The sequence below is a fragment of the Streptomyces sp. 147326 genome (genome assembly GCF_045000215.1).
In the GTDB taxonomy this organism is placed as follows: Bacteria; Actinomycetota; Actinomycetes; order Streptomycetales; family Streptomycetaceae; genus Streptomyces.
In genome coordinates this window covers 8,056,052-8,080,716 of the sequence record NZ_CP134201.1, presented here as the reverse complement: position 1 = coordinate 8,080,716, position 24,665 = coordinate 8,056,052, and the positions used below count along the sequence as shown (strand labels likewise).

At 74.1% G+C, this 24,665-nt stretch carries 25 protein-coding genes; 11 read left to right on the top strand and 14 right to left on the bottom strand.

Translation table 11 applies throughout. The features are described 5' to 3' along the window. The first annotated feature begins 4 nt into the window (after positions 1-4). Positions 5-1,825, top strand: coding sequence for an RNA ligase family protein (locus RIU97_RS37145; protein ID WP_404963071.1), 1,821 nt, complete (start codon positions 5-7; stop codon positions 1,823-1,825). Next, positions 1,825-4,734 carry a poly(A) polymerase gene (locus RIU97_RS37140; protein WP_404961870.1) on the top strand — a complete coding sequence of 970 codons (2,910 nt, stop codon included), beginning with the start codon at positions 1,825-1,827 and terminating at the stop codon, positions 4,732-4,734. Before RIU97_RS37145 ends, RIU97_RS37140 begins: the two co-directional genes overlap by 1 nt. Positions 4,735-4,781: 47 nt before the next feature. Here RIU97_RS37140 and RIU97_RS37135 read toward each other — a convergent pair whose 3' ends face one another. The 3 genes from RIU97_RS37135 to RIU97_RS37125 all read right to left on the bottom strand — a co-directional run bounded on the left by RIU97_RS37135 (position 4,782) and on the right by RIU97_RS37125 (position 7,601). Then, positions 4,782-5,699 (bottom strand): NADP-dependent oxidoreductase, encoded by a 918-nt coding sequence (locus tag RIU97_RS37135; protein WP_404963070.1) that lies wholly within the window; start codon positions 5,697-5,699, stop codon positions 4,782-4,784. A gap of 201 nt (positions 5,700-5,900) precedes the next feature. Then, positions 5,901-6,497: an HD domain-containing protein gene (locus tag RIU97_RS37130; protein WP_404961868.1), complete on the bottom strand. Its 597-nt coding sequence runs from the start codon at positions 6,495-6,497 to the stop codon at positions 5,901-5,903. A 27-nt stretch (positions 6,498-6,524) separates the two neighbouring features. Further along, complete coding sequence (locus RIU97_RS37125; RefSeq protein WP_404961867.1) at positions 6,525-7,601, bottom strand: RNA ligase (ATP); 1,077 nt, start codon at positions 7,599-7,601, stop codon at positions 6,525-6,527. 175 nt (positions 7,602-7,776) lie between these two features. On the opposite strand from RIU97_RS37125, the gene RIU97_RS37120 reads away from it, so the two are divergent. Beyond that, on the top strand, positions 7,777-8,523 hold the full coding sequence (locus RIU97_RS37120; RefSeq protein ID WP_404961866.1) for an SDR family NAD(P)-dependent oxidoreductase: 747 nt from the start codon (positions 7,777-7,779) through the stop codon (positions 8,521-8,523). A 34-nt stretch (positions 8,524-8,557) separates the two neighbouring features. Here the strand turns inward: RIU97_RS37120 and RIU97_RS37115 are convergent, their stop codons facing one another. After that, positions 8,558-9,298, bottom strand: a complete 741-nt coding sequence (locus RIU97_RS37115) for a peptidoglycan-binding protein (protein WP_404961865.1) — start codon at positions 9,296-9,298, stop codon at positions 8,558-8,560. A 264-nt stretch (positions 9,299-9,562) separates the two neighbouring features. Continuing rightward, positions 9,563-10,717: an MFS transporter gene (locus RIU97_RS37110; protein WP_404961864.1), complete on the bottom strand. Its 1,155-nt coding sequence runs from the start codon at positions 10,715-10,717 to the stop codon at positions 9,563-9,565. Between the two features lie 393 nt (positions 10,718-11,110). On the opposite strand from RIU97_RS37110, the gene RIU97_RS37105 reads away from it, so the two are divergent. Together RIU97_RS37105 and RIU97_RS37100 are read left to right on the top strand one after the other, a co-directional pair. Continuing rightward, on the top strand, positions 11,111-11,545 hold the full coding sequence (locus RIU97_RS37105; RefSeq protein WP_404961863.1) for a hypothetical protein: 435 nt from the start codon (positions 11,111-11,113) through the stop codon (positions 11,543-11,545). A gap of 65 nt (positions 11,546-11,610) precedes the next feature. Further along, positions 11,611-12,450 carry a MerR family transcriptional regulator gene (locus tag RIU97_RS37100; RefSeq protein WP_404961862.1) on the top strand — a complete coding sequence of 280 codons (840 nt, stop codon included), beginning with the start codon at positions 11,611-11,613 and terminating at the stop codon, positions 12,448-12,450. 42 nt (positions 12,451-12,492) lie between these two features. Here RIU97_RS37100 and RIU97_RS37095 read toward each other — a convergent pair whose 3' ends face one another. Further along, positions 12,493-12,789: a hypothetical protein gene (locus RIU97_RS37095; protein WP_404961861.1), complete on the bottom strand. Its 297-nt coding sequence runs from the start codon at positions 12,787-12,789 to the stop codon at positions 12,493-12,495. Positions 12,790-12,916: 127 nt separating this feature from the next. Between RIU97_RS37095 and RIU97_RS37090 the strand changes: the two genes are divergently transcribed. Together RIU97_RS37090 and RIU97_RS37085 are read left to right on the top strand one after the other, a co-directional pair. Then, the gene (locus RIU97_RS37090; protein WP_404961860.1) at positions 12,917-13,366 is read left to right on the top strand and encodes a hypothetical protein; all 450 of its coding nucleotides are present in this window, start codon (positions 12,917-12,919) and stop codon (positions 13,364-13,366) included. 20 nt (positions 13,367-13,386) lie between these two features. Beyond that, positions 13,387-15,009, top strand: a complete 1,623-nt coding sequence (locus tag RIU97_RS37085; protein WP_404961859.1) for a GNAT family N-acetyltransferase — start codon at positions 13,387-13,389, stop codon at positions 15,007-15,009. Here RIU97_RS37085 and RIU97_RS37080 read toward each other — a convergent pair. Together RIU97_RS37080 and RIU97_RS37075 are read right to left on the bottom strand one after the other, a co-directional pair. Then, positions 14,996-15,466 (bottom strand): GNAT family N-acetyltransferase, encoded by a 471-nt coding sequence (locus tag RIU97_RS37080; protein ID WP_404961858.1) that lies wholly within the window; start codon positions 15,464-15,466, stop codon positions 14,996-14,998. The genes RIU97_RS37085 and RIU97_RS37080 overlap by 14 nt on opposite strands. 43 nt (positions 15,467-15,509) lie before the next feature. Continuing rightward, complete coding sequence (locus RIU97_RS37075; protein ID WP_404961857.1) at positions 15,510-16,484, bottom strand: helix-turn-helix transcriptional regulator; 975 nt, start codon at positions 16,482-16,484, stop codon at positions 15,510-15,512. 115 nt (positions 16,485-16,599) lie between these two features. Here RIU97_RS37075 and RIU97_RS37070 point away from each other — a divergent pair, with 115 nt between their 5' ends. Next, entirely contained in the window at positions 16,600-17,010 is a 411-nt protein-coding gene (locus RIU97_RS37070; RefSeq protein ID WP_404961856.1) for a DUF3224 domain-containing protein, read from the top strand. A 207-nt stretch (positions 17,011-17,217) separates the two neighbouring features. On the opposite strand, the gene RIU97_RS37065 is transcribed toward RIU97_RS37070, so the two are convergent. Further along, positions 17,218-18,825 (bottom strand): phospholipase, encoded by a 1,608-nt coding sequence (locus RIU97_RS37065; protein WP_404961855.1) that lies wholly within the window; start codon positions 18,823-18,825, stop codon positions 17,218-17,220. A gap of 225 nt (positions 18,826-19,050) precedes the next feature. Between RIU97_RS37065 and RIU97_RS37060 the strand changes: the two genes are divergently transcribed. Further along, positions 19,051-19,482: an SMI1/KNR4 family protein gene (locus tag RIU97_RS37060; RefSeq protein WP_404961854.1), complete on the top strand. Its 432-nt coding sequence runs from the start codon at positions 19,051-19,053 to the stop codon at positions 19,480-19,482. Positions 19,483-19,688: 206 nt separating this feature from the next. Further along, on the top strand, positions 19,689-20,291 hold the full coding sequence (locus RIU97_RS37055; protein WP_404961853.1) for a TIGR03086 family metal-binding protein: 603 nt from the start codon (positions 19,689-19,691) through the stop codon (positions 20,289-20,291). Between the two features lie 74 nt (positions 20,292-20,365). On the opposite strand, the gene RIU97_RS37050 is transcribed toward RIU97_RS37055, so the two are convergent. Together RIU97_RS37050 and RIU97_RS37045 are read right to left on the bottom strand one after the other, a co-directional pair. After that, positions 20,366-20,971, bottom strand: a complete 606-nt coding sequence (locus RIU97_RS37050; RefSeq protein ID WP_404961852.1) for a hypothetical protein — start codon at positions 20,969-20,971, stop codon at positions 20,366-20,368. Between the two features lie 77 nt (positions 20,972-21,048). Continuing rightward, positions 21,049-22,254 carry a winged helix DNA-binding domain-containing protein gene (locus RIU97_RS37045; RefSeq protein ID WP_404961851.1) on the bottom strand — a complete coding sequence of 402 codons (1,206 nt, stop codon included), beginning with the start codon at positions 22,252-22,254 and terminating at the stop codon, positions 21,049-21,051. Positions 22,255-22,444: 190 nt separating this feature from the next. Here RIU97_RS37045 and RIU97_RS37040 point away from each other — a divergent pair, with 190 nt between their 5' ends. Continuing rightward, a complete protein-coding gene (locus RIU97_RS37040; protein ID WP_404961850.1) occupies positions 22,445-22,864 on the top strand; it encodes an STAS domain-containing protein in 420 nt (139 codons plus the stop codon). Between the two features lie 226 nt (positions 22,865-23,090). Here the strand turns inward: RIU97_RS37040 and RIU97_RS37035 are convergent, their stop codons facing one another. The 3 genes from RIU97_RS37035 to RIU97_RS37025 form a co-directional block, all read right to left on the bottom strand. Beyond that, entirely contained in the window at positions 23,091-23,300 is a 210-nt protein-coding gene (locus RIU97_RS37035; protein ID WP_404961849.1) for a hypothetical protein, read from the bottom strand. Positions 23,301-23,529: 229 nt separating this feature from the next. Continuing rightward, positions 23,530-23,679: a hypothetical protein gene (locus RIU97_RS37030; RefSeq protein WP_404961848.1), complete on the bottom strand. Its 150-nt coding sequence runs from the start codon at positions 23,677-23,679 to the stop codon at positions 23,530-23,532. A 100-nt stretch (positions 23,680-23,779) separates the two neighbouring features. Beyond that, on the bottom strand, positions 23,780-24,661 hold the full coding sequence (locus RIU97_RS37025) for an ABC transporter substrate-binding protein (RefSeq protein ID WP_404963069.1): 882 nt from the start codon (positions 24,659-24,661) through the stop codon (positions 23,780-23,782). Between the last annotated feature and the right edge of the window lie 4 nt (positions 24,662-24,665).

Below are 24,665 nucleotides of genomic sequence, written 5' to 3'. Positions count from 1 at the left end.
GATCATGCGCACCCACTATCCCCGTACACCGCACCTGCCCTGGTCCCCCGGGGCCTCGGCGGACGACGTCCGGAGCGTCGGGCTGGAGGGGCTGGCCGGGCGCGAGGTGGTGGTGACGGAGAAGCTCGACGGGGAGAACACCACCCTGTACGCGGACGGCCTGCACGCCCGCTCCCTCGATTCGGCGCACCATCCCTCGCGGGCATGGGTCAAGGGGCTCCAGGGCAGGATCGGCCCGCGGATTCCGGCCGGCCGGCGGGTGTGCGGGGAGAACCTGTACGCGCGGCACTCGATCCCGTACGAGGATCTGGACAGCTGGTTCTACGGGTTCTCGGTGTGGGACGGGGAGCACTGCCTGGACTGGGACCGGACCGTAGGCTTCCTGCGCGGCCTCGGGGTGCCCACGCCGCGCGTGCTGTGGCGGGGCACCTTCGACGAACGCGCGCTGCGCAAGCTGAAGCTGGATACCGCGCGGGAGGAGGGGTACGTCGTGCGGACGGCGGCCGGTTTCGCGCGCGAGGACTTCGGGCGGTGCGTGGCCAAGTGGGTGCGGGGCGGGCACGTGCAGACCGGTACGCACTGGATGTTCGCCGAGGTCGTGCCCAACGGGCTGGGGCCGGCAGCCCCGTTGTGGGCGGTGCGCTCGGGAGCCGAACCGGACGTGGCGGGGCTGGCCGCTGCCGCCGGTGTGGATGAGGCCGCCCCTGACCTGGCCGATGACCTGGCCGATGACCTGGCCGATGACCTGGCCGATGACGTGGCCGAGGTCGCCGCGCGGATCGACGGGGCGGGGCGGACCGGCGAGGACCGGCTGGCCGGCGTGCTGGCCGCCCTGCTGCGGCGCGAGCCGCACGGGCGGATCGCGGCGCGGCTCGCGGCGGGCCCGGCCGGGATGGGACTCGCCCGCCGGGTCGGCGATCTGGTGGGGCTGTACCCGTACCTGCAGCGGCCGTTCCCCGACGCGGACCGGCGGGCCGGGCTGGTCCGGATGGCCATGGCGGCCGATCTCGGGGTGCTGCACGCGCTCGCCGGGGCACTGGCCGGGGGACCGGAGGCGCGGGAGTACGTGGAGTGGTCCGCGCTGTGGGCCGAGGAGGCGGGGCTGCTCGGCGGCCCGGATCCGCTGGTGTCCTTGCGCGCCGCGCTGCGGGAGCCCTTCGCCGGGCTGGACGCCGACGCGGCCGACCGGTGCTGGGCGGAGGCCCGGCGGGCGTTCGGGCAGGGACGGATCGGGGCCGCGCGCCTCGGCTGGGGTCCCGGCGTCGGCTGCGCCGTGGTCGAGGAGGCGGTGGCGGCGACCTGGCAGTGGCGTGACGGAACGTTTCCCCGGCTGGTGCAGCTGAGCGGTCCCTCGGGCAGCGGGAAGAGCACCTTCGCCCGCGGCCTGCCCGGCGTGGACGCGTACATCAGTCTCGACGATCTGCGCACCGCCCGGGGCTCCCGTGCGGACCAGCGGGCCAACGCGGACGTGCTGAGCAAGGGCCTGGACCGACTCGACGCCGCCCTGGCCCAGGGCGGGACGGTGGTGTGGGACGCCACGTCGCTCACCGACCAGCAGCGCGGTCTGGCCGGTTCGGTCGCGCGTCGCCGCGACGCGCTGGTCACCCACGCCGTGGTGCTGGTCGACGAGCCGGAGCTGCGGCGCCGCAATGCCGTGCGCCCGCATCCGGTGCCGGAGCAGGTGCTGAGCTCCCAGTTGCACCGGTTCAGTCCCCCGTACGCCGGTCAGGCGCACCGTACGTGGTACATCGGTGCGGGCGGGGGCGTGGAGGATGCGGCGGGCGGCCTCGCGGACGGCCCGGACACGATCGGCGGGGAGATCTGATGCGTACCAGTGAGCAGCTCTACCACCAGGTGCGCTGGGACCCTCGGTTCGATCCGGCGCGGTTCGTGCTCGGCCTGCTCCAGCGCGGGGCGGCGCCGAAGCGGGTTCCGCTGCCCACCTTCGTGCCCGGCGGCGACATCCCCTGGCACCGGGTGCTGTTCGTCGAAGCGGACGGCGAACTGGTCTGGGACCGGGCCACGGGTGTGGACCGGATCGATGCCACCGCGGCGGGGCGGGTCCGCGATCCGCGCCTGCTGCGGGCCCCGTTCTTCACCGCGCGGACCCCGTACGCGTGGGACCCGGCGGGCGGTGGCGCCTGGCGGCCCGCGCAGGCCCCGCCCCGCGGCGCGGCCGTGGGCTCCGCGGCGGTGCGGCTGCTGACCTGGAACACGCTCTGGGACCGGTACGACGCCCCGCGCATCGCCACAGCCCGGCGCAGGCCGTTGCTGCTGGCCGATCTGGCGGCGGCCGACGCCGACGTCATCGCACTGCAGGAGGTCGAGCCCGGACTGCTCTCGATGCTGCTGGCGGCGCCCTGGATGCGGGTCGGGTACACCCTGGGCACGGATCCCGGCGGCCGGGACGTCGGTGCGTGCGGACTGCTGGTGCTGAGCCGGCTGCCGGTGCGGGAGGCGGGGATGCACCCGCTCGGCCCGCACAAGGCGGTCACCGCCGTGACGGTGGACACCGCGGCCGGCCCGCTGGTCGTCGCCGCCACCCACCTGACCAGCGATCACACCGAGAACGGGCATCTGCGGCGGGACGCCGAACTGGCCCGGCTCGCGGAGGGCCTGGCCGGCGTCGAAGCCGCCGTGGCACTGCTGGGCGACTTCAACGACGGCCGCCACGGGGCGGAGGGGCCCGCGGCCGCACTCGGCATGCGGGACGCCTGGAGCGACGTGCACGGGGCGGCGGACGGTACGCCGACCTTCGACCCGGCGGTCAATCCCCTGGCCGCGGTGGGCTCGCTGTCCGGGCGGGCGTCGCGGCTGGACCGGATCCTGCTGGGGGCCACGGGGGCGCGGGTGACCCGGGCGGCGCTGCGCGGCAACGTGCCCGCCGAGGAGGGGCTGTTCATCTCCGACCACTTCGGTGTGGAGGCCACCGTGGAGTTCGGGGTGTCCGGCGGCGGGCCGGCGCGGCTCGACGTACCGGCGACCGCGCGGACGGCGGTGGCGTGGCTGCCACCGCGGCTCCCGGAGGCGGTACGGGAGGTGCGCCGGAAGCACGACCCGCAGGCCGCCCGCTGGCCCGCGCACGTGAACCTGCTCTTCGGCTTCGTGCCGGAGTCCTCCTTCGACGAGGCCCTGCCGCTGCTGGCCGAAGTGGCCGCCGGGAGGGGGCCCTTCGAGGCGCGGCTGGAGGGCGTGCACAGCTTCGGGCACCGCGAGGACGCCACCGTCTGGCTGGACCCGGCGGCGGCCGGTGACGCGCCGTGGCAGGAACTCCGGCGCGCCCTGACGGAACGGTTCCCGGGCTGCCGCGGGCGCGCCGAGGGGTACACCCCGCACCTGACGCTGGGGCGCAGCCAGGACCCGCAGCGGGCGGTCGCGGAGTTCACGGCACGGCTCGGCGGCGGTGTGTCCTCGCCGGTCGGGGAGCTGGCGGTGCTCTCGCGGCGCGGGAACGGACCGATGCGGGTCCGGGCGACCGTGGCGCTGGGGACGGGCGCGGTGCGCTGGGAACCGGAACCGGAGCCCGGGCACGAGCGTGCTCCTGAGCCCCGGCACGAGCGCGGTCCTGAGCCCGGTCATGAGCGCGGGAGCGAGTCCGGCCCGGTGGCGCCGCACGGCCGCGCCGAGTCGGTCGTCGCCCGTGTCCGGGCCGCCCTGGGCGGGGCGGAGGTGCACGTGGCCGGATCCCGCCGGATGGGCTGCGCGCTGCCGGGGGCCGATCTGGACCTGGTGGCGGCGCTGCCCGGGGCGGCCGGTGTCGCCGGCGTACGGGACCGGCTGGCTGCGGCCCTGCCGGAGGCCGGGCCGCTGCGCGAGGTGACCGGGGCGCGGGTGCCGGGGCTGCGGTTCCGCGTCGGGGCGCTGTCCGTGGACCTGGTGGCGGTGGCGACCGGCGGTCTGGATCCCGCGCACGCGGTGGCACGGCGGGCGGAGCTGGGCGAGGCTGCCGCCGTCGCGCTGAGCGCGGTGAGCGACGCCGATGCCGTGCGGGACCGGGTGGGCGCGGAGCACGCCGCCTTCGCCCGGCTGGCGCGGGAGGTGAAGGAGTGGGCCCGGGCCCGCGGGCTGGATTCGGCCCCGTTCGGCGGGCTGCCGGGGCTCGCCTGGGCGGTCCTGGCGGCGCGTACGGTCCAGGAGACCGGGGCCCTGGATCCGGACGCCCTGCTGCGGGAGTTCTTCGGCCGATGGGCCGCCTGGGACTGGCGGGAGCCGGTCGGGCTGTCGCCGTCGGCCGCGGTGGCGGCCCCGGACGGGCTGGATCCGGTCACGGTCCTGACGCCCTCGGAGCCGGTGCGCAGTTGCACCGCCCAGGTGGGACCGGGCCTGCGGGACCTGCTGGTCCAGGAGTTGTACCGGGCGTGGGAGCTGCTGGAAGCCGGGCCCGACGGCGCCGGCCGGGCCGTGGTGACCCCGCCGCCGCTGCACCGCAGGCACGCGGCCTGGGCGGTGGTGACCGTACGCACGTCCGGCGACGGGTTCGAGGAGACCCTAGGCCGGGTACGGGGGCGGCTGCGGGCGCTGCTCGGCGCCCTGGAGGGGGCCGGAGTCACGGACGCACACGCCTGGCCACGTCCCTTCGAGTCCGGCCCGGGCCTCGCCCGTTACGCAATCGGCCTCGGCTCCGCCCCGCCGGACGCCGCGGCGTTGGCCGCGCTGGCCGGCCCGTGGCGGGCCGGCCTGCCGGGGGTCGAAGTCACCCGGGCGGCCTGCGGCGAGGTGCCTGACCTGACCTGACCCGGCCCGGCCTCACCCGACCTGGCGTCGTGCCTCCGGGGGCGGGGTCAGACCTCGATGACGATCTTCCCCGCCGTGTGTCCGCCCTGGCTCAGCTCGAAGGCCGCTGCCAGCTCGGCCAGCGGGAAGGTCTTGGCGACCGGCACCTTCAGCTGTCCGCTGTCGGCGAGCCGGCCCAGTTCGGCCAGGTCGCTGCCGACCGGGCGGACCCACATCCACTCCCCGCCCGATCCGAGCACGCTGGGGTCGGCGATGGAGGCGTGCCGGCCGTCGTCGTGCAGCACTTCCCGGGTGACACCGCCGACGCCGCCCACGAAGTCCGCGACGACGGTGGGCCCGTCGGGCACGAGGGCGCGGACACGGTCGGCGAGGCCGTCCCCGTACTCGACGGGTTCGCCGCCGAGTTCGCGCACCCGGTCGTGGTTGCGCGGGGAGGCGGTGCCGATGACGCGGGCACCGAGCGCGCGGGCGATCTGCACGCCGAAGGAGCCGACGCCGCCCGCGGCGCCGTGGATGAGGACCGTGTCGTCCTTGCCGGTGCCGAGACGGGTCAGCAGCTGGTAGGCGGTGAGTCCGGCCAGCGGGAGCCCGGCGGCCTCGGCCCAGCTCAGCGAGGAGGGCTTGTGCGCGAGGGCGCGTACGGGCACGGTGACGAACTCGGCGAAGGTGCCGCCGTGCACGTAGTCCTTGCGGGCGTAGGCGATGACCTCGTCGCCCTCGGCGTACTCGGGGACGTCGATGCCGACCCGCTCGACGGTGCCGGCCACGTCCCAGCCGGGGATCACCGGGTAGACGACGTCCATCAGGGCGTCGAGCCCGCCCGACATGATCTTCCAGTCGACGGGGTTGACCGCGGCGTACTTCACCCGGACGAGCACCTCGCCGGGGCCGCACTTGGGCAGCGGCAGCCGGATCTCGGAGAGCACCTCCGTCCCGCCGTACGTCTCGTACGCCATCGCCCGCATGGTTTCCTGGCTGCTCCGGCCCGACTGGGACATGTACCCGACCTCTCCGTGTGCTGGTGGACCCGCCCCCGGTCCATCCCACCACGCACGCCGCGCCCACCCCACGATGCGGGGCGAACGCGGCGCGGCGCGTCCCACGCAGGCGGCATGGCACGGCCGGTCGGGCATCGCCGTCAAGCGGGGCCGGTCACCCGGGGCCGGTCACGTGTGCACGGGGAAGGCGGCCTGGAAGCCGAGCCGCTCGTCCGCCCCCTCGGCGATCCGCCCGAGCACCCCGTCCAGCTCCAGGTACGCCTCCCAGCGCTCGGCGCCGGTGGCTCCGGCGAGGCGGCCCACCACGAGCTCCTCCAGGTCCTGGACGCGCTTGCCCTTCCACACCTTGTCCGCGAGGCTGACCAGCAACTCCTCGGTGCTCACCCCGTCTTCGCTCCACGCGGCGTGCGTCGCGGCGAACCGGGCCTGCCGCTCGGTGAACCCGTGCGCCAGCAGAAGTTCCCGTCCCGCCGGCTCGTGCTCGGAGCCCGGCCCGCCGAGTTCGGCCGTGTGCACGGCCTTGCCGATGTCGTGGGTGGCCGCCCCGAAGAGCACCGCCGCCCGGTCGAAGGCCAGGCCCGGGCAGTGCCCCTCCAGCCAGTCGGCCAGCTCGTACGCGACGTCGTGCACGAGCCGCAGGTGCGCGGCCAGCCGGGGCGGGGCGGCCAGCGCACGCAACAGCGCGGACACGGTGGGCGGAAGGGGCCGCAGCGGCGGTTCCCCCGGGGTGTCGAGCGCCCTCGACAAGGCATCGGTCCGGGACATCGGGTCATCCTAGGAAGCGCTGGGCGGTCACTCGTACTCGGTGCCGCCCTTGCGGGTCAGGTAGGCCGGGCTGACCGCCTTGGCGATGGCCCGGCCCCCGACGACCGGGCTGTAGCGCTCCGTCGACGGGCGGATCACGACGCCCTCGCGCAGGTGCACGGCCCGCCCGGACACGGTTTCGCGGCCGCTCGCGAGCTCCAGCACCGTGTCGAGGTCGTAGGGGCCCTCGTACAGCCGTGGCACCAGCGGCAGTTCCCCGTCCGTCAGGACGGCGGCCGGGTCCAGCCAGCGCACCTGCCCCTCGATCTCGGCGGACACGTCGAAGACGGCGTACCCGGGTGGTGTGTCGGCGGTGCGCACGTCGGTCCCGTAGGCCAGGTCCTGGACGCCCGCGCCGTACACCTCGGCGAAGATCCCGACCCGGGTGGCGCCGAGCCGGGCGGCCAGGGCCGCGGCGACGGCCGGCACGCCGTGGCCGCGTACGGCCCGCCAGTAGAGGTTGCGCTCGTCCTCCTTGAGCGCCAGCCCCTTCGAGCCGAAGCCCTTGGAGGAGACGAGGGACCGCTCCTCCCCGGCCACGTACGTGAACAGGCAGGCGGTGCCGTGCAGTTTCTCCGTGAGGACGATCTGCTCGCCCGGCTCGAAGATGTGCGGGTAGCGCTGGAGGTTCTCGACGTCGACCCACGGCATCAGGTCGGCGGCGGCTTCGACCTCGCCGTTCATCGTGGTGGGTATGGGCGGGGACCATTTGGTGATGCCGAGCAGCTCCGCGAAGTCCGTGCCCTCCTCGGCCGCCTGCACGAGGTCGACGTCGGCGAGCACGCGCGGCCGGCACACCAGGCCCTGCGAGAGTTCGCCGCGCAGCCGGACCGCCTTGACCCGGTCGGCGGAGCCGCCGGCGAGCCGCCCGGTGAGGCCGAGCTCCTCGATCAGCTCGGCGGGCAGCACGGCCTGTTCGGGTATGTAGAGCGCGAACTCGCCGGTGCGGTAGGCACCCTTGGCGATCACGGCGCGGTACAGACCCACCTGGGCCAGCTCCAACGCGTCGGCGTTCGGGTGCTCGTGGACGGTCAGCTCTTCGGCGGTGACTCTCAAAGTGGACATGAACGGCTCCTGCAGTCGTCAGGGAGGCGGACGACGCCGTTCCTGCGGCGGCGCGTCGGTGACGATCACTCTCCGGTCAGCATTTTCGCTGGTCCAGCGAATATCACGGTGTTAGCCTGCCGCACCGCGCGCTGTGTTCCGACATCCGCTGTTCCACCGTCCGCAGGAGGCTCCCGTGTCACGACGTCGTCCGGTCACCGTCGTCACCGGCGGCAGCAGGGGCATCGGTGCGGCGACCGCGCTGCGGCTGGCCGCCGACGGGCACGACCTGGCACTGGGCTACGCCCGCGACGAGGCGGCCGCCGAAGCCGTCGCCGAGCGCGTACGGGCCACCGGGGTCCGCTGTGTGACCGTACGCGGCGACATCTCCGAGGAGTGCGCCGTGGAGCGGCTCTTCGACATCGCCGGCGCCGAACTCGGCACGCCGGGCGGCCTGGTCAACAACGCAGGGGTGACCGGCCCGCCGGGCCGGCTCGCCGACGCCCGGACCGAGGACCTGCGGCGGGTGGTCGAGGTGAACCTCCTCGGGTACCTGCTGTGCTGCCGCCGGGCCGCCCGGGACATGGCGGAATCCGGCGGCGGGGCGATCGTGAACGTCTCCTCGGCGGCCGCCACCCTCGGCAGCCCCGGGGACTACGTGCACTACGCGGCGACCAAGGCGGCCACCGACGCGCTGACCGTGGGCCTCGCCAAGGAGCTCGGCCCGGACGGGATCCGGGTCAACGCCGTGGCGCCCGGCATCATCGAGACCGACATGCACGCGGCGATGGGTGATCCCGGCCGCCCGGCGCGGGCGGCGGCCGGGATCCCGCTCGGGCGGCCCGGCCGGCCCGAGGAGATCGCCGGGGCCATCGCCTGGCTGCTGTCCCCGGAGGCCTCGTACACGACGGGAACCGTGCTGCGGGTCTCCGGCGGCCGCTGATCCCCCGCCGGAGGCCGCCAAAGGCCGCGCGGCACTACCTCATCGCCGCCTGGGTGGCGGGGCCGTAGACGCCCTGCGGGTCTCCCTTGATGGACCGGTCGCGCTGGAGCTGGCTGACACCGCGCTTGGTCTGGCCGTCGTAGACGCCGGTGACGGAGACGTACGTGAACCCCTGCCCGTAGAGCATCTCCTGCAGGGCGCGGACCTCGGGACCCTTGTCCCCCATCCGCAGGGTCACGTAGGCACCCGACGGGCGCGGCGGCGACGCGCTCGGCGAGGGCGTCCGCTCCGGAGACCCGCTCGCGGTCGTGGGAGGTTCCGTCGCCGGGGCGGCCGAGGGCGCTGCGGACCGTACGGACGCGGTCGGCCGGGGCGTTCCGGTGACGTCGGCGTCCGGACTGCGCGCCGGGAGCACCGGCACGGACAGCTCGGGCGGCGGGCCGGCCCGGGGCGGTTCCGGCTCGGGCCCGCTCAGCAGGAGCACCAGGGCGCCGACCGCGGCCAGCGCGAGCAGGGTGCCGACGGCAAGCGGAAGCCGGCTGCGGCTCCCGGGATCCGTGGCATCGCGAACGGCTCCGCGAGCATCGGCGGGGGCGGGGGCTGCGCCGGGGCCGCCGGCCCGCGGGCCGCGGGCCGGTCCGGGGAAGGCGAGGGGTCCGGTCTGCGGCCAGGCGGGCGCCGTCGACAGGGGCGGTCGGCCCGAGGCGGCGACGTACGGGCGTACGAGCAGGTGGTCGTCGGGGACGAGCCCGCTCTCATCAGGGTGCTGGGACATGGTGGTCTCCCCGGCAGGGACGGGGGCCGGCGCGGCGGTGCGGTGCCGGCCCCCACCCGGCCGGTCAGGCTCTGCGCCGCCGGGCGGCGGGGGCCAGGGGCACACCGGCGGCGGGGACGCCGCGGGTACCGAGCGCCGGAGAACCGCCGGTCGTGGCCGGGACGAGCGATGAGCGGACGGATATGGACATCTGACGTATCTCCGAAGTGCGGCTCGAACGGTGGTTCTTGATCGGCGCACTCTTTCCCTCCGGCCGGGTCCGGGTCAAGCCGGATGTCCGGAATCCTCCCGTCCATCCCGTCTGTCGCCGCGGCGGACCGCCGTGGCCCAGACGGTGCAGGCTGCGACGAGCATGAGGGCGGCTCCGCCGAGCGGGGCGGCGGGGGCGGACATGCCGTCGACGGCGAGGCCGCCGAACAGCGCGCCCGCGGCTATGGCGAGGTTGAACACGGCCACCATGAGCGAGGAAGCCGCCTCGGGCGCGTCCGGGGACGCCTTGATCATCCAGCCCTGCACGCTCACCGAGACCCCGCCGTACGCGAGCCCCCAGGCGAGCAGCAGCGTGGTCCCGGCGACGGGTCCCGGGAGGACCACGATGAGCGCGAGGATCACGGTGAGGCTGGCGCTGACCACGAGGAGCGTCCGGTAGGCGTCGCGCGCCCCGGCCAGGAAGTTGCCCGCGACACCGGCGACGCCGTAGCCGAGCAGGAGGGTGCCGACGTATCCGGCGTCGATGCCGGAGACGTCCTGCAGGATCGGCCGGACGAAGGTGTAGGCGGCGAACTGCCCGGTCACCACGAGGAAGGTGACGATCACCCCGGCCCGGACCGCACGGTTCCCGCGGAGCAGGGCGGGCAGTTCGGGGAAGGTGATGGGGCGGGTCGGCGGCAGCGCGGGCAGCAGCAGGAGCAGGGCGGTCAGCGTGACGAGTCCGAGGGCGCCGACCGCCGCGAAGGCGGTGCGCCAGCCGCCGAGTTCGCCGAGCAGGGTGCCGGCGGGCACGCCGAGCACGGAGGCGGTGGGCACGCCGCCGAAGACGAGGGCGGTCGCCCGGCCGACGTGGCGCTCGGGGACGAGGCGTACGGCGAGTCCCCCGGCGATGGCCCAGAACCCGCCGACGCTGACGCCGACCAGCAGGCGGGCCGCCAGCACGACGGCGAAGTTCGGGGCGAGGGCGGCGGCGAGGTTGGCGACGGCCATCAGGGCGATGAGCACGCACAGCACGAGCCGCCGGTCGAGGCGGGCGGCGCCGACGGTGACCAGCGGAGCGCAGCACCCGGCGACCAGCCCGGGCACGGTGACCATCAGCCCGGCGATCCCGTCGGAGACGTCCAGGTCGGCGCCGACCGGGGTGAGGAGCCCGACGGGCAGCAGCTCGGAGGTGATGACGCAGAAGATCCCGAGCGCGACGGCGCACACGGCCGCCCAGCCCTTCCACGGCGCGGGGCCCTTCCCGGGTGCGGGTCCGCTCCCCGGTCCGGATCTGCTCCCCCGTTCTGGTCTGCTCCCCGGTTCGGACCGGGCCGCCGGCAGGGATGCGGCGGCGGGGGGCGGGGGCGTGGGCCGGGCTGTGGGATCCGGGGGCGGCGTGGGGTTGCCGGGCGCGGCGGCTGAGGTCATGGAGGGGCACTCCGTACGGGCGTTCGGCGGGCAGGACGCGGCGGCGCGGGGCTCCGGAGGTCGCGCCTCCCCGGTCACCCGCACTGCCGTTCCCCAATTTTCCACACGCCCCGGCCGCAACCACGGGGCGGTGTCACCCGGACGCGTGAGGCGGGGAACCGGGCGGGCCGCACGGTACGGCAAGGTGGTCGGATGCAGTTACGCCGGGCCGTGCCCCTCTCCCTCGTCGCGCTCCTCGCGAGTGCCGGCTGTGTCTCCGTCGCACCGCAGGATGCGGCTCCGGTTCCCGTACGCGGTTCGGTGCCGCCCGCCGACGCGCCCGAGCTCCCCACACCCCTGGCGCTGCCCCTGGGCAAGCTGCCCGCGACCGCCGAGCACGACCCGGCCGCGGACCCCGGCCCGGGGCCGGAACGGGACCCCGGGCCGGAGCCCGCCCCCTCCCCCGATCGGGCCCGCGCCAAGGCGACGCCGCCCCGGCGGGCGCGTGTGCCGGGGCCCGCGACCGCGCACCCGCATCAGCGCCGGCGGCCGGCCCCGCCGCCCCGCATCGACGAGCTGTGCGCGGCCGCGGACGGGGTCGTACCGCCGTCCATCGTCGACCTGTGTCTGCGGCAGTACGGCCGCTGACCTTCTCCGCGCCGGGTGCGACGCTTGACCCTCCCCCTGTGTCAGACCTTGTAGTGGAGCGCGTCATGTTCACCATCGGAGACTTCGCCAAACACGGCCGGGTGTCGGTCCGCATGCTGCGCCACTACGACGCGCTCGGACTGCTGTGCCCGGCGCGTGTCGACCCGTTCACCGGCTACCGCTTCTACGAGGCCGGGCAGCTCGCCCGCCTCAACCGTGTCATCGCGCTCAAGGAACTCGGCTTCAGCCTCGACCAGGTGGGGACGATCCTCGGCGAGCGGGTGGGCGCGGAGGAGCTGCGCGGCATGCTGCGGCTGCGGCAGGCGGAACTGGAGACCGCCATGGCCGCCGCGGCGGCCCGGCTGGTCCAGGTCGAGGCGAGGCTCCGGACCATCGAGACAGAGGGAACCATGCCTGCCGACGACATCGTCGTGAAGAGCCTCCCGCCCGTCCGGCTCGCCGAGCTGACCGGGACGGCCGCGAGTTACGAACCGCAGGACATCGGGCCGGTCATCGGGCCGCTCTACGACGAGCTGTGCCGCCGCGCCGAGGAGGCCGGGGTCGTCCCGACCGGTCCCGGCACCGCCTACTACGAGGACGCGCCCGGCGCGGACTCCGGAACGGCGGTCCTCGTCCACGCCGGTCTGCCGGTGGCGGCCTCGGTCCGCGCCGGGCAGCTCGGGGGCGAGGTGCGGATCGTCACGCTGCCCGGCGTGGAGCGGGCCGCGACCGTGGTCCACCGGGGCTCGATGGACGGCGTACTGCCGACCGCGCAGGCCCTGGCCCGGTGGATCGGCGCGCACGGCCACCGCTCGGCGGGATACGCGCGGGAGCTGACGCTCTCCTGCCCGCAGGACCCGGAGCAGTGGGTCACCGAACTCCAGGAGCCCCTCGCCGCGCCCTGACGCCCGGCGGCATCAGGGACGGCGCAATCAGGGACGGCGGCATCAGGGACGGCGGCCGCAGACGTGGGCGCACCGGCGCGTCGTGTCACGCCGCACCGTACGGAACCTGCGCAGGGTGCTGTGGCCGCGCCGCTTCCACTCACCCCGCGGCAGGGCGGCCCGCTGACCGCCGCCCGCGATCAGGGCGTTGACCGGGGTCATCGGGTCGGCGGCCATCGCCTTGGCGAACAGGACGCCGACGACGAGCGGGACCAGCGCCACGGCCAGGGCCGAGCCTGCGGTGGTCACGTGCTGCATGCGCGGGCGGACGGTCGCGCTGCGCGGGGCGTCGGAAGTCATGACCCCATTCGACCAGCGGCGGCCCGGCGGGGAATCGGGGCGGATACTCAGGCCGTCGGGCGCAACGTACTCAGACGGGCAGAGGGGCCCGTCGGGCGTCTGACGAGAGCCGGGAGGGTGCGGGGCGATGACGGTACCGGGGCAGGGCTTCGAGGCCGCGACCGGCGACGGCCCGGAGGCGCCGCCCGGCCGGCGGGAGGCGGAGCTGCGCACGGCGTACGAGGGGCTGCTGCAGATCCGTCGTCTGGTCAACGGCCCGGCGGGCGCGGCGGTTCCCGCGCCGTGGGAGGTCCGGCAGCCGCCGCGCGCGGTGGCCCTCGTACTGGAGGCGGCGGGGATCACTCCGTCGGCAGTGGACGCGGAGGGCCGGCGTACGCGCACGGGCTACCGCGTGGCCGCCCGGCCGGAGCCCGGGCGGGTGGAGGTGACCTGGCTCGGGCCACCGGGCGGCGGTGCGGCCGAGGAGGAGCAGGAGCGGCTGACGGCCTGCGCGGCCGTACTGGAACGGCTGGGCTGGGTCTGCCTGCTGTACCGGGGCCCGCGCCGGCGCCGCTTCCTGGAGGTGGAGCCCCCGTAGCCGCCCCTTAGGCTGCGGCCATGGACTCCGCCGTACTCGACCGCCGGACCCGGATGCACGAGGAGTGCGTGCCGCCGGAGCTCGTCGACCGTCTCCTCGCCCTCGGGCACGCCGACTTGGTCCGCGCACAGGCCCTGGCGGAGGACGGCGACTGGTTCTGCGCCCGCGCCTGGGCGCGTCTCCTCGCGGACCGGGGCCGGCTGGAGGAGGCCCTCGCGGTACTGGCCCCGTACGTCGGTACCGGCTGGTGGACGGCGGCCGAGGAAGCCGCCCGGCTGCTGGCCGCCGAGGGCCGCGCCGAGGAGGGCCTCGCCCACCTGGACGCCCTCAAGGTCCGGCGGGGCAGGGAGGAGTGGGAGCTGTTCCGGCTGAGGGGACCGCTCCTTGTGGCCTGCGGGCGGCTGGACGAGGCGGTGCGGGAGGCCCTCGCGCACCCGGAGGGCCGGAGCCCGTACGCGGTGGAGAGCCTGGCCGACCTGCTGGCGGTCGCAGGACGCCCGGAGGAGGCCGCCGCGCTCCTGGAGGAGGACCGGCTGGAGCACCAACGGGCCCTCGGCCCGCTGCTGGTGGAGCTGGGGCGGGCCGAGGAGGCCGTCGCGCTGCTGCGCACGCCGCGCCCCGCCGTCCCGCTGCCGGAGCCGGTGGGCTTACAGCGACTGTCCCCCCTTCTGAGGCCCGTTCCTGCCGTGCACGGCCACCGCGCGGGCGGGGCGGAGCGGGTCGGGGGAAATCCGGTGGCCGGGAGCGCCCCGCCCCGGGAGACTCACCCGATGGGCATGCTCGACACACAGGCGGACCGCATCGGCCGGGGCGAGACCGTGGAGTTCCGGCCGACCGGCGGGTCCATGGTGCCGCTGGTCCACGGCCGGCAGCGGGTCCGGGTCGCGCCCGCCGACGCGGCGCTGGTCGAGGTCGGGGACATCGTCCTCGCCCGCGTCTCCGGCACCGTGTACCTGCACCTCGTGTCGGCGGTGGACATCCCGCGCCGACGCGTGCAGATCAGCAACAACCACGGCCGCGTCAACGGCTGGACCGGCCACGACCGGGTGCTGGGCATCTGCCTGGCCGTGGACGGCGTACCCCGCCCGGGCGCGGCGGCCAAGGTGCGCCGGCCCGCGATCCGGGCCGTCGCCCTCGCGACCCGCCGGCTGGACCTGCTCCCGCTGCTCCCCGCGCACGCCGACGAGATGAGCCTCGTCCTGGCCGACCCCGCCCTGCACGCGTTCACCGGCGGTGCGCCGCTGTCGCGGGACGAGCTCCGCGCCCGCTACGAGCGGCTCGCCGCCGGCTCCCCCGACCCCGCGACCGTCTGGGCCAACTGGGTGCTGCGCCTGCGCGGGCGGGGACGGCTGGCGGGCACCGTCCAGGCCACGATCACCCCGGCACGCGGCGTGGCCGAGCTCGCCTGGGTCGTCGGTACCCCCTGGCAGGGCCACGGCTTCGCCTCGGAGGCCGCCCGGGCCGTCGCGGCCTGGCTGACCCCGCTGCCCGTCGACCGGCTGGTCGCGCACATCCACCCGGACCACGCCGCCTCGGCGGCGGTCGCCGCTGGCTGCGGGCTGCGCCCGACCGGGCGGCTGCAGGAAGGTGAGGTCCGCTGGGAGTCCGGCGGCGGCCGGGCCGGGCGCCTCAGCTCAGGGTGAGCAGGACGACGTCCACCTCTTCGCCACGGGCCCGCGCGAAATCGCGCTCGCGGCCGGTGACGGTGAACCCGCACTTCTCCAACACGCGGATCGAGCCCGCGTTGTCGGCCACCGCTCCGGCGTGCAGCGGGCGGGTGTCCTCCAGCCGGATCAGCTCGGCCAGCGCCCGGGTGGCGATGCCCCGCCCCCAGTGCTCGCGGCCGATCACGTAGGTCACCTCGCGCTCCTCGGGCGGCCCGAAGACGGCGGCGTGCCCGACCACCACCCCGTCGGCCAGCACCGTACGCAGTGTCACCTCGGGGTCGTTGCGCACCTTCGCCCAGTGCGCGCCGAAGTGTCCCCGGTCGTAGTGGTACTTCCTGGTGAGCGCCGCCATGTGCAGGAGTCCGGGGTCCGTCAACTGCAGCCAGAACACACCGAGGTCACTGTCCTCCGTCTCCCGCAGCTCGATCTCCACGTGCGCTCCCTCCCGGCCCCGGCTGTCCGATCACTGCGCCACCCTACGTCGTGGGCCGGGCGTAGCGTCCGGCCAGTGCGGCCACCGTTTCGGCGAGGGCGCGGCGCAGTTCGGGCGGGCCGAGCACCTCGGCCTCCGCGCCCAGCCGGAGCAGGTCACCGACGGCGATCGCCTCCGACTCGACGGGCAGGAGCACCCGGACCCAGCCGTCCGCGTCGGCCGCGCCGGCGTCGGCGAGTGCCCGGTTGCCGGCCGCCCCGAACTGCATGGGCAGCAGCCGCTGTCCGCGCGGGGACAGGCGCAGCTCCGCGGTCTGCTGGTGGAGCACGGCGTCCAGGCGGCTGGTGGACTCCTGCCAGTACGCGGCGAGTTCGAAACCGGCGGGCCGTTCGAAGCCCTCCGCCGTGGTGTCCACGGCCAGGAACCGGGCGACCCGGTACGTCCGTACGGCGTCCTCGACCCCGGCCACCAGGTACCAGATGCCGCCCTTGAGGACGAGGCCGAGCGGGTGCAGCTCGCGCCGCACCTCGCCGCGCCAGCGGCGGTAGTGGGCGTGCAGGACGCGTTGGTCCCACACGGCCTGGGCGATCTGCGCGAGGTGCGGGACGGGGTCGGCCTCCCGGAACCAGGCGGGCGCGTCGAGGTGGAAGCGGTCCTGGATCCGCCGGGCCCGTCCGGCGAGTGCGGCGGGCAGTGCGGCCTGGAGCTTCAGCTGGGCGGCGGCCAGGTCGGCGCCGAGGCCGAGTTCCCGCGCGGGTCCGGGGGCGCCGGCCAGGAAGAGGGAGCCGGCCTGGGCGTCGGTGAGACCGGTGAGGCGGGTGCGGTAGCCCTCGGCCAGCCGGTACCCGCCGGCCGGTCCCCGGTCGGCGAGGACGGGGACGCCGGAGGCGCCGAGGGCCTCGACGTCCCGGTAGACCGTACGCAAGGACACCTCCAGCTCGGCGGCGAGCTCGGGCGCGGTCATCCGGCCGCGGTTCTGCAGCAGCAGGATCAGGGAGAGGAGCCGGTCGGCGCGCATGGATCCCATTGTCCTCCGTACCTGACAGAAGGTGTCAGGTACGGCTGCCAGCCTGGGGCACAGCCTGATGAACCGCCGGGCGGAGCAGACCGTCCGGCCGGCCGAGAGGACAGCCATGCCCACGCCCGTAGAGACCGGTGGCCGCTTCGCCTTCGCCAACTGGGAGGAGAACCCCGTCGGATCCGCGGAGGCCGTCCCGCGGCTCGCCCACGCCCGTGTCACCAATGCGTTCACCGGTGGGATCGAGGCCGCCGAGACCGCGTGCGACTACACGATCGCCTACACCGGGGAGAACGTCGGCAGCTACAGCGGCATGGAACTGCTGACCGGCAGCGTCGACGGCCGCAAGGGCAGTTTCGTCCTGGAGGAGCGCGGCAGCTTCGACGCGGGCGGCACCGTCTGCCACTTCGAGGTGGTCCCCGGCTCCGCCACCGGAGACCTCACCGGACTGACGGGCTCCGGAGGCTTCACGTACCGCCACGGCGATTCCTCCGTCGCCTACTCCTTCACGTACGACCTGGCCTGAGGACCGGCGCGCACGGTCGGGGCCGGAGCCGCGGACGCCGCCCGGGACTGGGCCGGATCACGGCGGCCGCGTACGGCACGGCCGTCCGGGAGCCCCTCGGCTGAGTGGCTGCACAGGTCGGCCCGCCCTGGACTGCCGACCGAGCCCGCCCCGCCCCGCCCGGCCGGACGAGGGAGCGGGGCGGGGCGGGGCGGGACAGGGCCGCCGTCAGCCCTGGCAGAGGCCGCGGGCGTGGTCGTACGTGGCCGTGGCCTGGGAGTACCGCCACTGCGGGTCCAGCAGGTCGCTCTTCAGCTGTCCGGCCGCGGCCGGGCTCTCGACGATGTAGCCGAAGTCCTGCAGCCAGGACGGGTACAGGTTCTTGGAGCCGATGTAGAAGGCCGATCCGTCGACCGAGACGAGCTTGTGGTGCTGGGCGTACGGCTTGCCGTCCGCCCAGGTCGGCTGGTCGGAAGCACGGAACGTGGCGAGTTGGAGGTTCTCGCACAGGGCCGTCCGCGCCCGGCCGCCGTCACCGGTCAGGGCCGTCACCCGGCCGCGCAGTGCGTCGCCGACCTCGGAGAGCGACTTGATCTGTGAGTAGCCGCCGCTGCCGATGGTGCCGCGGTTCGCCGGGTCGCTCACGACGATGCGGACCTTCACGCCGGAGACGAGCTTCGCGGCGAGCGCGTCGTAGAGGCGTACGTCGTAGCGGGGCAGCGGCGGGCAGGTGGCGTGCACGTCCTGCTGGGAGATCTCGATGTGCGAGGTCGCGCTGGAGACGAGGGCGCGCAGGGCGCTCTCCTCCGGGTTGACGGTGTCGTAGTCCCGGTCGGCGTTCGTCCTGTCGTACACCCCGACCCCGCATTTGGTGTCGCCGGCCGTGGGCAGGACCGGGCGGAACGACGAGGTGGGGTCGTTCTGGCGGATGCCCACACCGAGGCCGCCGACGGCGAGCGCGGGCACGTTGCCCCCGCCCTCCGGGGAGGCGGGCCGGGGCAGGGAGGGCATGCAGTCCGCGCCGGGTGAGGCGGCGAACCAGACCGAGCTCCAGCTGCTCTTGTTGCGGCAGGTCCAGTCCCACAGGGAGTCCAGGTAGCGGCCCGCGGAGCCCGCGGCGGGCCCGGACAGCGCGAGGTCGACGTCGCTGACCGGGTGGGAGGTCTCGAGGTAGTCGTCCTTCCAGCTGTTGATGCCGCCGGTGATCACCGAACTGCCGTCGACCACGACCAGTTTGGAGTGGTTCCAGGAGAACGCGGTCTTCGAGGTGGTCATCGAGGCCACGTTGAGGGTGATGTTGCCCGCGGCGGCCGGGCCGAGCTTCGCGAGCAGCTCGTCCCGGTACGACGACGGGATCACCGTGGAGTGGTAGATGGGCGCGGCGCCCACCATGATGCGCACCTTCAGCCGGTTGCCCTTCGCGGCGGATTCCCTGAGGCCCGCGACGATCGCCTCCTGGTAACCGCCGTTGGGGAAGGGCGCCAGCGTCGATATGTCCACCGTTTGCCGGGCGCCGGCGATGTCCTGGCGCATCTTGTCCAGGAGACGGCGCGATCCGGGCCGGTCGGAGCACGTGGCGTCGCCCCAGCAGCCGGGTGTCTGGAGCAGCCAGTCGGCGCCGCCGGGGGCGGAGGAGCCGAGCCGGTTGCCGGAGGTGCGTTCCCAGACCGAGCCCTCCAGGCCCGGCGAGACCTGACGCAGGGTCTGCTCGACCGAGTCCAGGTGCGGTGTGGGCGCATCCGCGGCGGAGGCGGGGGCGGTGGCGCCGAGGAGGGAGAAGCCGAGTGCGAGGGCCGAGGTGGAGACGAGGGCCGTCGTACGGACGGTGCGTGCCAATGTGTTTCCTTGACTGGGGGGCGGCTCTGGCCGGGAGCGTGGTCGGCCACACTCCAACCTTGATCAACTCCCGCAAGTTACCAGCACGTAGCCCTCTGTTCATGCACCTCGGGCGAGTTCCGGCCACCCCGCGCCGGACCGCCCGGCGGCTGGCGGCCACGGGGTCCGGGCAAGTCAGTTGAGACGATCTCCACAGTGACAGAGCGACACAGCCTTGGAGGACACGTGTGGCGTGAGCTCGTAGAAACGTACGACGACGTTGAACTGGAGAACCCTGCGTCCGAACAGGACCTGCTTGACCTGGAGCTCCAGTTGGGGCAGACACTTCCGGCGGCACTGCGAGAACTGCTCCTCGAATGCAACGGCGTAGTCGATGAAGACGGAACCGACGTCGTCTGGAGCGCGGCGCAAATCGGGCTGAACAACACAGAATTCCGGACCGCGGAAAGCTTCAGAACGCTGTACATGCCGTTCGATGCTCTGATGTTCTTCGGGGACAGCGGCGGCGGCGATCAGTTCGCCTTCGTGCGTACCCCTCAACGCTCCGACGTCTTCGTCTGGGACCACGAGAACGACAGTCGCACGTGGGTGGCAGCCGATCTGGAGAGGTACCTCCACCGTGCACTCTCCCCCGCCGGCGAAGACTGGTACCGCTGACCCGCAGCCCCTGAGCCGGCCGCGGGGCCGCGCGGCCCCGCCCGAGCAGGAGCTCCGCCGTGCGCGAGGCGGTGTCCCGCGGCGCCCCGGCCGAAGTCAGGGCGGAGCTGCTCGCCCGCCCGGGTGAACATTCGGCCCGCGTCGCGATGAGTACGGGCGCCGCCGCCGGTCTACCCTTCAGACCCATCGCCCCGAAGGAGCGGCAGATGACCGATACCACGACCCTCGACCTCGGACCACAAGCCCGGATCGTGGCCCGTCTCGCGGCAGGCGTCCCGGACGCCCGGCTCGCCGACCCGACCCCCTGCCCCGAGTACGCGGTCAGCCACCTGCTGAACCACCTCGCAGGCCTCGCCGTCGCCTTCCGCGACGCCGCCCGCAAGGACCTGGGCCCCACGACCGACACGGCCCCCGACCCAACCGCGTCCTCCCTGCCCGCCGACTGGCGCGAGGAGCTGCCCCGGGTCCTCGGCGAGCTGGCCGAGGCCTGGAGGGATCCTGCCGCCTGGACCGGCATGACCCGCGCGGGCGGCGTGGACCTGCCCGGCGAAACCGCGGGTGCGGTGGCTGTCGACGAACTGGTCATCCACGGCTGGGACCTGGCCCGGGCCACCGGCCAGGAGTACACGCCCGATCAGGCCGCGCTGCGCGCCTCACATTCCTTCCTCCTGGCGGCCTCCGAGGACGAGAGCCGCGGCGGGGGCATCTTCGGCCCCGTCGTGCCCGTACCGGACGACGCCCCGCTACTGGACCGGGCACTCGGGCTGAGCGGGCGCGATCCGGGTGGGAAACCTCCGGCGTCCCCGTGAGGCAGGCCGCCGCCCGCCCGTCCGGCGCCCGCACCGGCCGGCGCCGGCGCGCAGGGGACAACGGAGGCGATGCGCTACCGGGCGGGCGGTGCGGGAGCCTGATTTCCCGACTTCGCCCGCTCCTCGATCTGCCTGCGCGCCTCGGGATCCCCCACAGTGATCCGCGAGGTTGCCGGGCTGTCGGTGACCTGCGCGACGGTGACCGGACCGCGAGCCCGTTCCGGAACGCCGTCCTCGCCGGAGGAGTATTCGATCACCATGGCATTCTTGCTGCACAGGAAGAATGCCCAGATGTTCGCACCTCCCGCACTGGAGGCACTGCTGTAGGGGCCCGCTGGGTAGACATTGCTCCCCTCGCCTCCTGCAGGCCACTTCGAGACCAGATGGAGTGAATTCGCCTTGGATTCACCCTTGGAAGTGGCGAGGACTCCGCAGGAATCGCCGTTCACGTAGGCGATGAGGCGATGATGCCCGTACTGAAGCTCGGACAGAATCTTTACGGGACCCGCTACATCGTCTAGCGGATCACCGACCACGGGAACCGCTTCCAGTTCGACCAGCGGAGTGAGGTGGGTGCCACGCACGGGGGATTCGCCATCGGATCCGCCGGTACTTTCACACCCTGCAAGTAAAAGGATGAAGGCAGCCCCGATGATCAGGGTTCGTCCATCGTGAGCCATGGGGCCACACCTCATTCGTGTCGTATGACGCGGGCTCGTTCGAGGAACGGCCGGGGCTGTGCCCGAGCGGGCGTGTGTCAGGCGTGGGGGCCGACGGTGACCTTGCCGAGTGTGAGGTCCGCGGTTCCCTCGCACATGGCGCTCGTACGTTCCACCTGTTCGTCCAGTGCGCGGCGGTGGGCCGCGCTCAGTCGGCCCATCGGTTCCACGGTGAGCGCGATGCGGCGGCCCGTACGGCGCTGGTGCCAGACACCGGCGACCGTACCGTCGACCAGGAGGACGGGGTAGTTGCCGGCCTGGCCGCCGGCCAGGGCACGGATGGCCGCGGAGCCGGGGAAGAGCAGTTCGCGGGGGCGGCAGGCGACGACGTACGCGTCGAAGTAGGGCAGCAGTCTCAGGCCGCGTACGGGTTCGTCCGGGAAGGCGGTGTCGCCGGCGGCGAGCCATGCGCGGCCGGACGCGAAGGCCACCTCCTCGATGCGGCCCCTCTGCGCGAGGGAGGCGAAGAGCGCGGCGGCCCAGCCCTCGGGGGCGGCGAGCCAGGCGGCGAAGTCTTCGGCGGTGGCGGGTCCGTAGGCGCGCAGGTAGCGGTTCACCAGCTCGTGCAGTGACCGGGTGGGAGAGGCCGGGGTGCAGCCGGGGTTGGTGTACGTGACCTTGCGGCCCCGATCGGGGCCGAACTCCAGCACTCCGTGCTGCGCGGCGGTGTGCGTGACCTGGCGCCAGCGCGGCCACAGCGTCTGGAAGGCGGGCATGACCGGGTCCGCGGCCCAGGAACCGGTCCGTTCCACGATCGCCTCGGTGAGCTCGTCCACCGTCAGTTCGGCGCCGGTCAACGCGTCGCCGATCGCCGCGAGCACCTCGCCCGTCTGGGTGGCCGTCATCCGGGCCTCGGGGCTCGAGGTGCTGGGGCGCGCGGGCAGAGCGGAGAGGGCCCCGGTCCACCAGGGCAGGTCCTGGGCGGGCAGCAGATGGATGGTGCCGCGCGGCCCGAACGTCTTGACCAGTGTGCCCGGTCGCGGCCGCGACAGCGGTCCCGGGCCGTGCCCGTGGGCCGGCCCGTGTCCGCCGGTCAGTGCGTCGCGTACGTCGGTGCGGGTCGCGCCGTCCAGGCGCAGGGTGATGGAGAGTTCCGCCGCGGCCATCACCTGGGCGTGTGCGCCGAGCGTCCGCCCGGCGATGTCGGCGGGCGAGGTCTCGGCGGCCGCGGCAGGGGTGAGGAGTCCCTGCCGGTCCATCCGGCGGGCGTTCGCGGCGGTCCAGGACACCGGGATCGACTGCATGGAGCCACGCTACGTCGCGCCGGGCAGGACCAGGGGCCGGCGTCCGCTTCGAATGCCGGCCGCGCGGCCAGCGTCTGACGCCTCATCCGGGTGGAATCTTTCCTCCTGTCGGGGATCGCCACTGGTCACATGGGGTGAAAGGATCGCGCGGCTCGTTTCCCGACACCGGGTGGGAAGCGTTGAGGGGGATGTGAGTACCTCGAGCACCGCCCCGATACTGCCCGCCGCTCTCGCGCCCCTGGCCCCTCCCACCCTGCACGACTCGGGCGCTGACGCCGCGCCCGGCGGCATAGTCGTCCACTCCTGCACCACCCTCGGCGCCACTCTGGTCGTCAGCCTCCGTGGGGAGATCGACCACTTCAGTGCCGCCCCACTGCGGGCGCTCCTGGCCTCGGCGGCCGACGACGGCTACACCGGCCTCGTACTGGACGCCTCCCGCGTCACCTTCGCCGACTCCGGTTTCCTGGCCTTGCTCGAATGGTGGCCCCGGCACGGACGCCGCCTCAGGCTCGCGAACCGCTCCCGGGCCGTGAAACGCCTCCTGCACGCGGCCGGTGCGGTAACACCGCCGGCCCAGGCTGTCTCACCGACGGCGCAGGCGACGTCATGACGTTCATACTCCTGACCTGTACTCCGATGCTCGCGGCGGTCCTCCTGCTGTACGGGGACCGCCGTGAGCCGCGGAACCGCCGCCCAACCCAGCCACCTCGGACCCCACCTCCCAGAACCCTGATCCACCGCCCCCTGGCGCCCCCGGTCTTCGTCGCGATGGCGTAACCCCGGCCCGTGGGACCCGCGATGGCCGCGGGTCCCACGGGCCGGGCGGTGGCCGCCGGTCAGCCGAAGCTTCGCCTGCGGTCCCCGTTCTGCTGCTGTGGGATGTGGCGCAGCCGACGGGGATGACGCCGGCTCCGGCCGGTCCTGCGCGCGTCCTCATCACGGGACCGGGCTGCGCGTTCGTCGGATTCCGCAGGTGCCACCGCCGGGGCGAGCGCGATCGCAGCGATGACCGCCGTCACCACGACGAGGATGATTCCGATGCTCACGGACATGAACTCCCGCCTTTCGCCTTGACCCTTACATCCTGTAGCTACTCAGCGTTTCCCAAATGGGGCGTGATAAACACGTTGAGTGATGTTTGGCCTGACAGGAACTGCGGCACCCTACGCTTCCGACTCCGGCGCGGTCCTCCGCCACTGAACGCCTGGGCGTGTTCGTCGGGTTCGGGTGCGCCCGTGGCATCGGGACAGAGCGGTCGGGGCGCTTGCTCTGGGCTCAGCCTTGATGCACCTCGTGCAGGTCGTATCGGTGCCGCGCCGAAAGAGCCCGCGGGAACTCCTTCTCACCGCCCGTGCGCACCGAGACGTCTGTCACGGGCTCGCGGCTCTCCTTGCCGAACACCGCACCCCAGTCGACCGCGCTCATGACGGGCACCGTGGATCCGCAGCCCCGTTCGGCTGGTCGGCGGCGACCCCGCGCCGTCCCTCCGCCCGTCAGGCGGGAGGGGGACGGCGCGGAGGGGTGGTCACTCCACCCAGGGCTTCCATACGTTCTCGTTGCGCTCCACCCACTTCTTCGCCGCCTGCTCCGGCGACAGCTTCTCCTCTGCGATCATCAAGGACACCTCGTTCTGCTGCGCCTTGGTCCAGTGGAGCTTCTTCAGGAAGTCGGCCGCCTTTCCGCCCGACTCCGCGAAGCGCGTGTTCAGGTACTTCTGCAGCGGTGTGTGCGGGTAGGCGCAGGCCACCTTCTGCGGATCGTCCGCGCAGCCCTCGGTGTACTCGGGGAGCTTCACCTCGGTCATCGGGACGCGTTCGAAGAGCCACTGCGGCTCGTACCAGTACGTCAGGAAGGGCTTGTGCTCCTTGGCGAACTGCTTGATCTGGGTGATCTGGGCCGCCTCGGAGCCGGCGAAGACCACTTCGAAGTCCAGGCCCAGGTTCTTCACCAGTGCCTTGTCGTTCGTGATGTAGGACGGGGAGCCGTCCATCAGCTGGCCCTTGCCGCGGCTCTCCGGGGTGCGGAGCTGGTCGGCGTACTTGTCGAGGTTCTTCCAGTCGGTGACGTCGGGGTGGGCCCCGGCGAAGTACGTGGGGACGAACCAGCCGATGTGGCCCGTCACTCCGAGGTCTCCGCCTGCGGTGATGGTCTTCTTCCCCGCTACGTACCGCTTCTCCTGTTCGGGGTGGCCCCAGTCCTCCAGGATGGCGTCGACGCGGCCCTGGCTGAGGGCGTCCCAGGCGGGGACCTCGTCGACCTGGACGGTGTCCACCCGGTAGCCCAGCTCGTGTTCGAGGAGGTAGGCGGCGACGGCGGTGTTCGCCTGCGCGCCGACCCACGACTGGACGGAGAGGGTGACGGTCTTCGCGCCCTGTGCGGCGGCGTACGGGGAGGACTGGCGGGTCATGTCG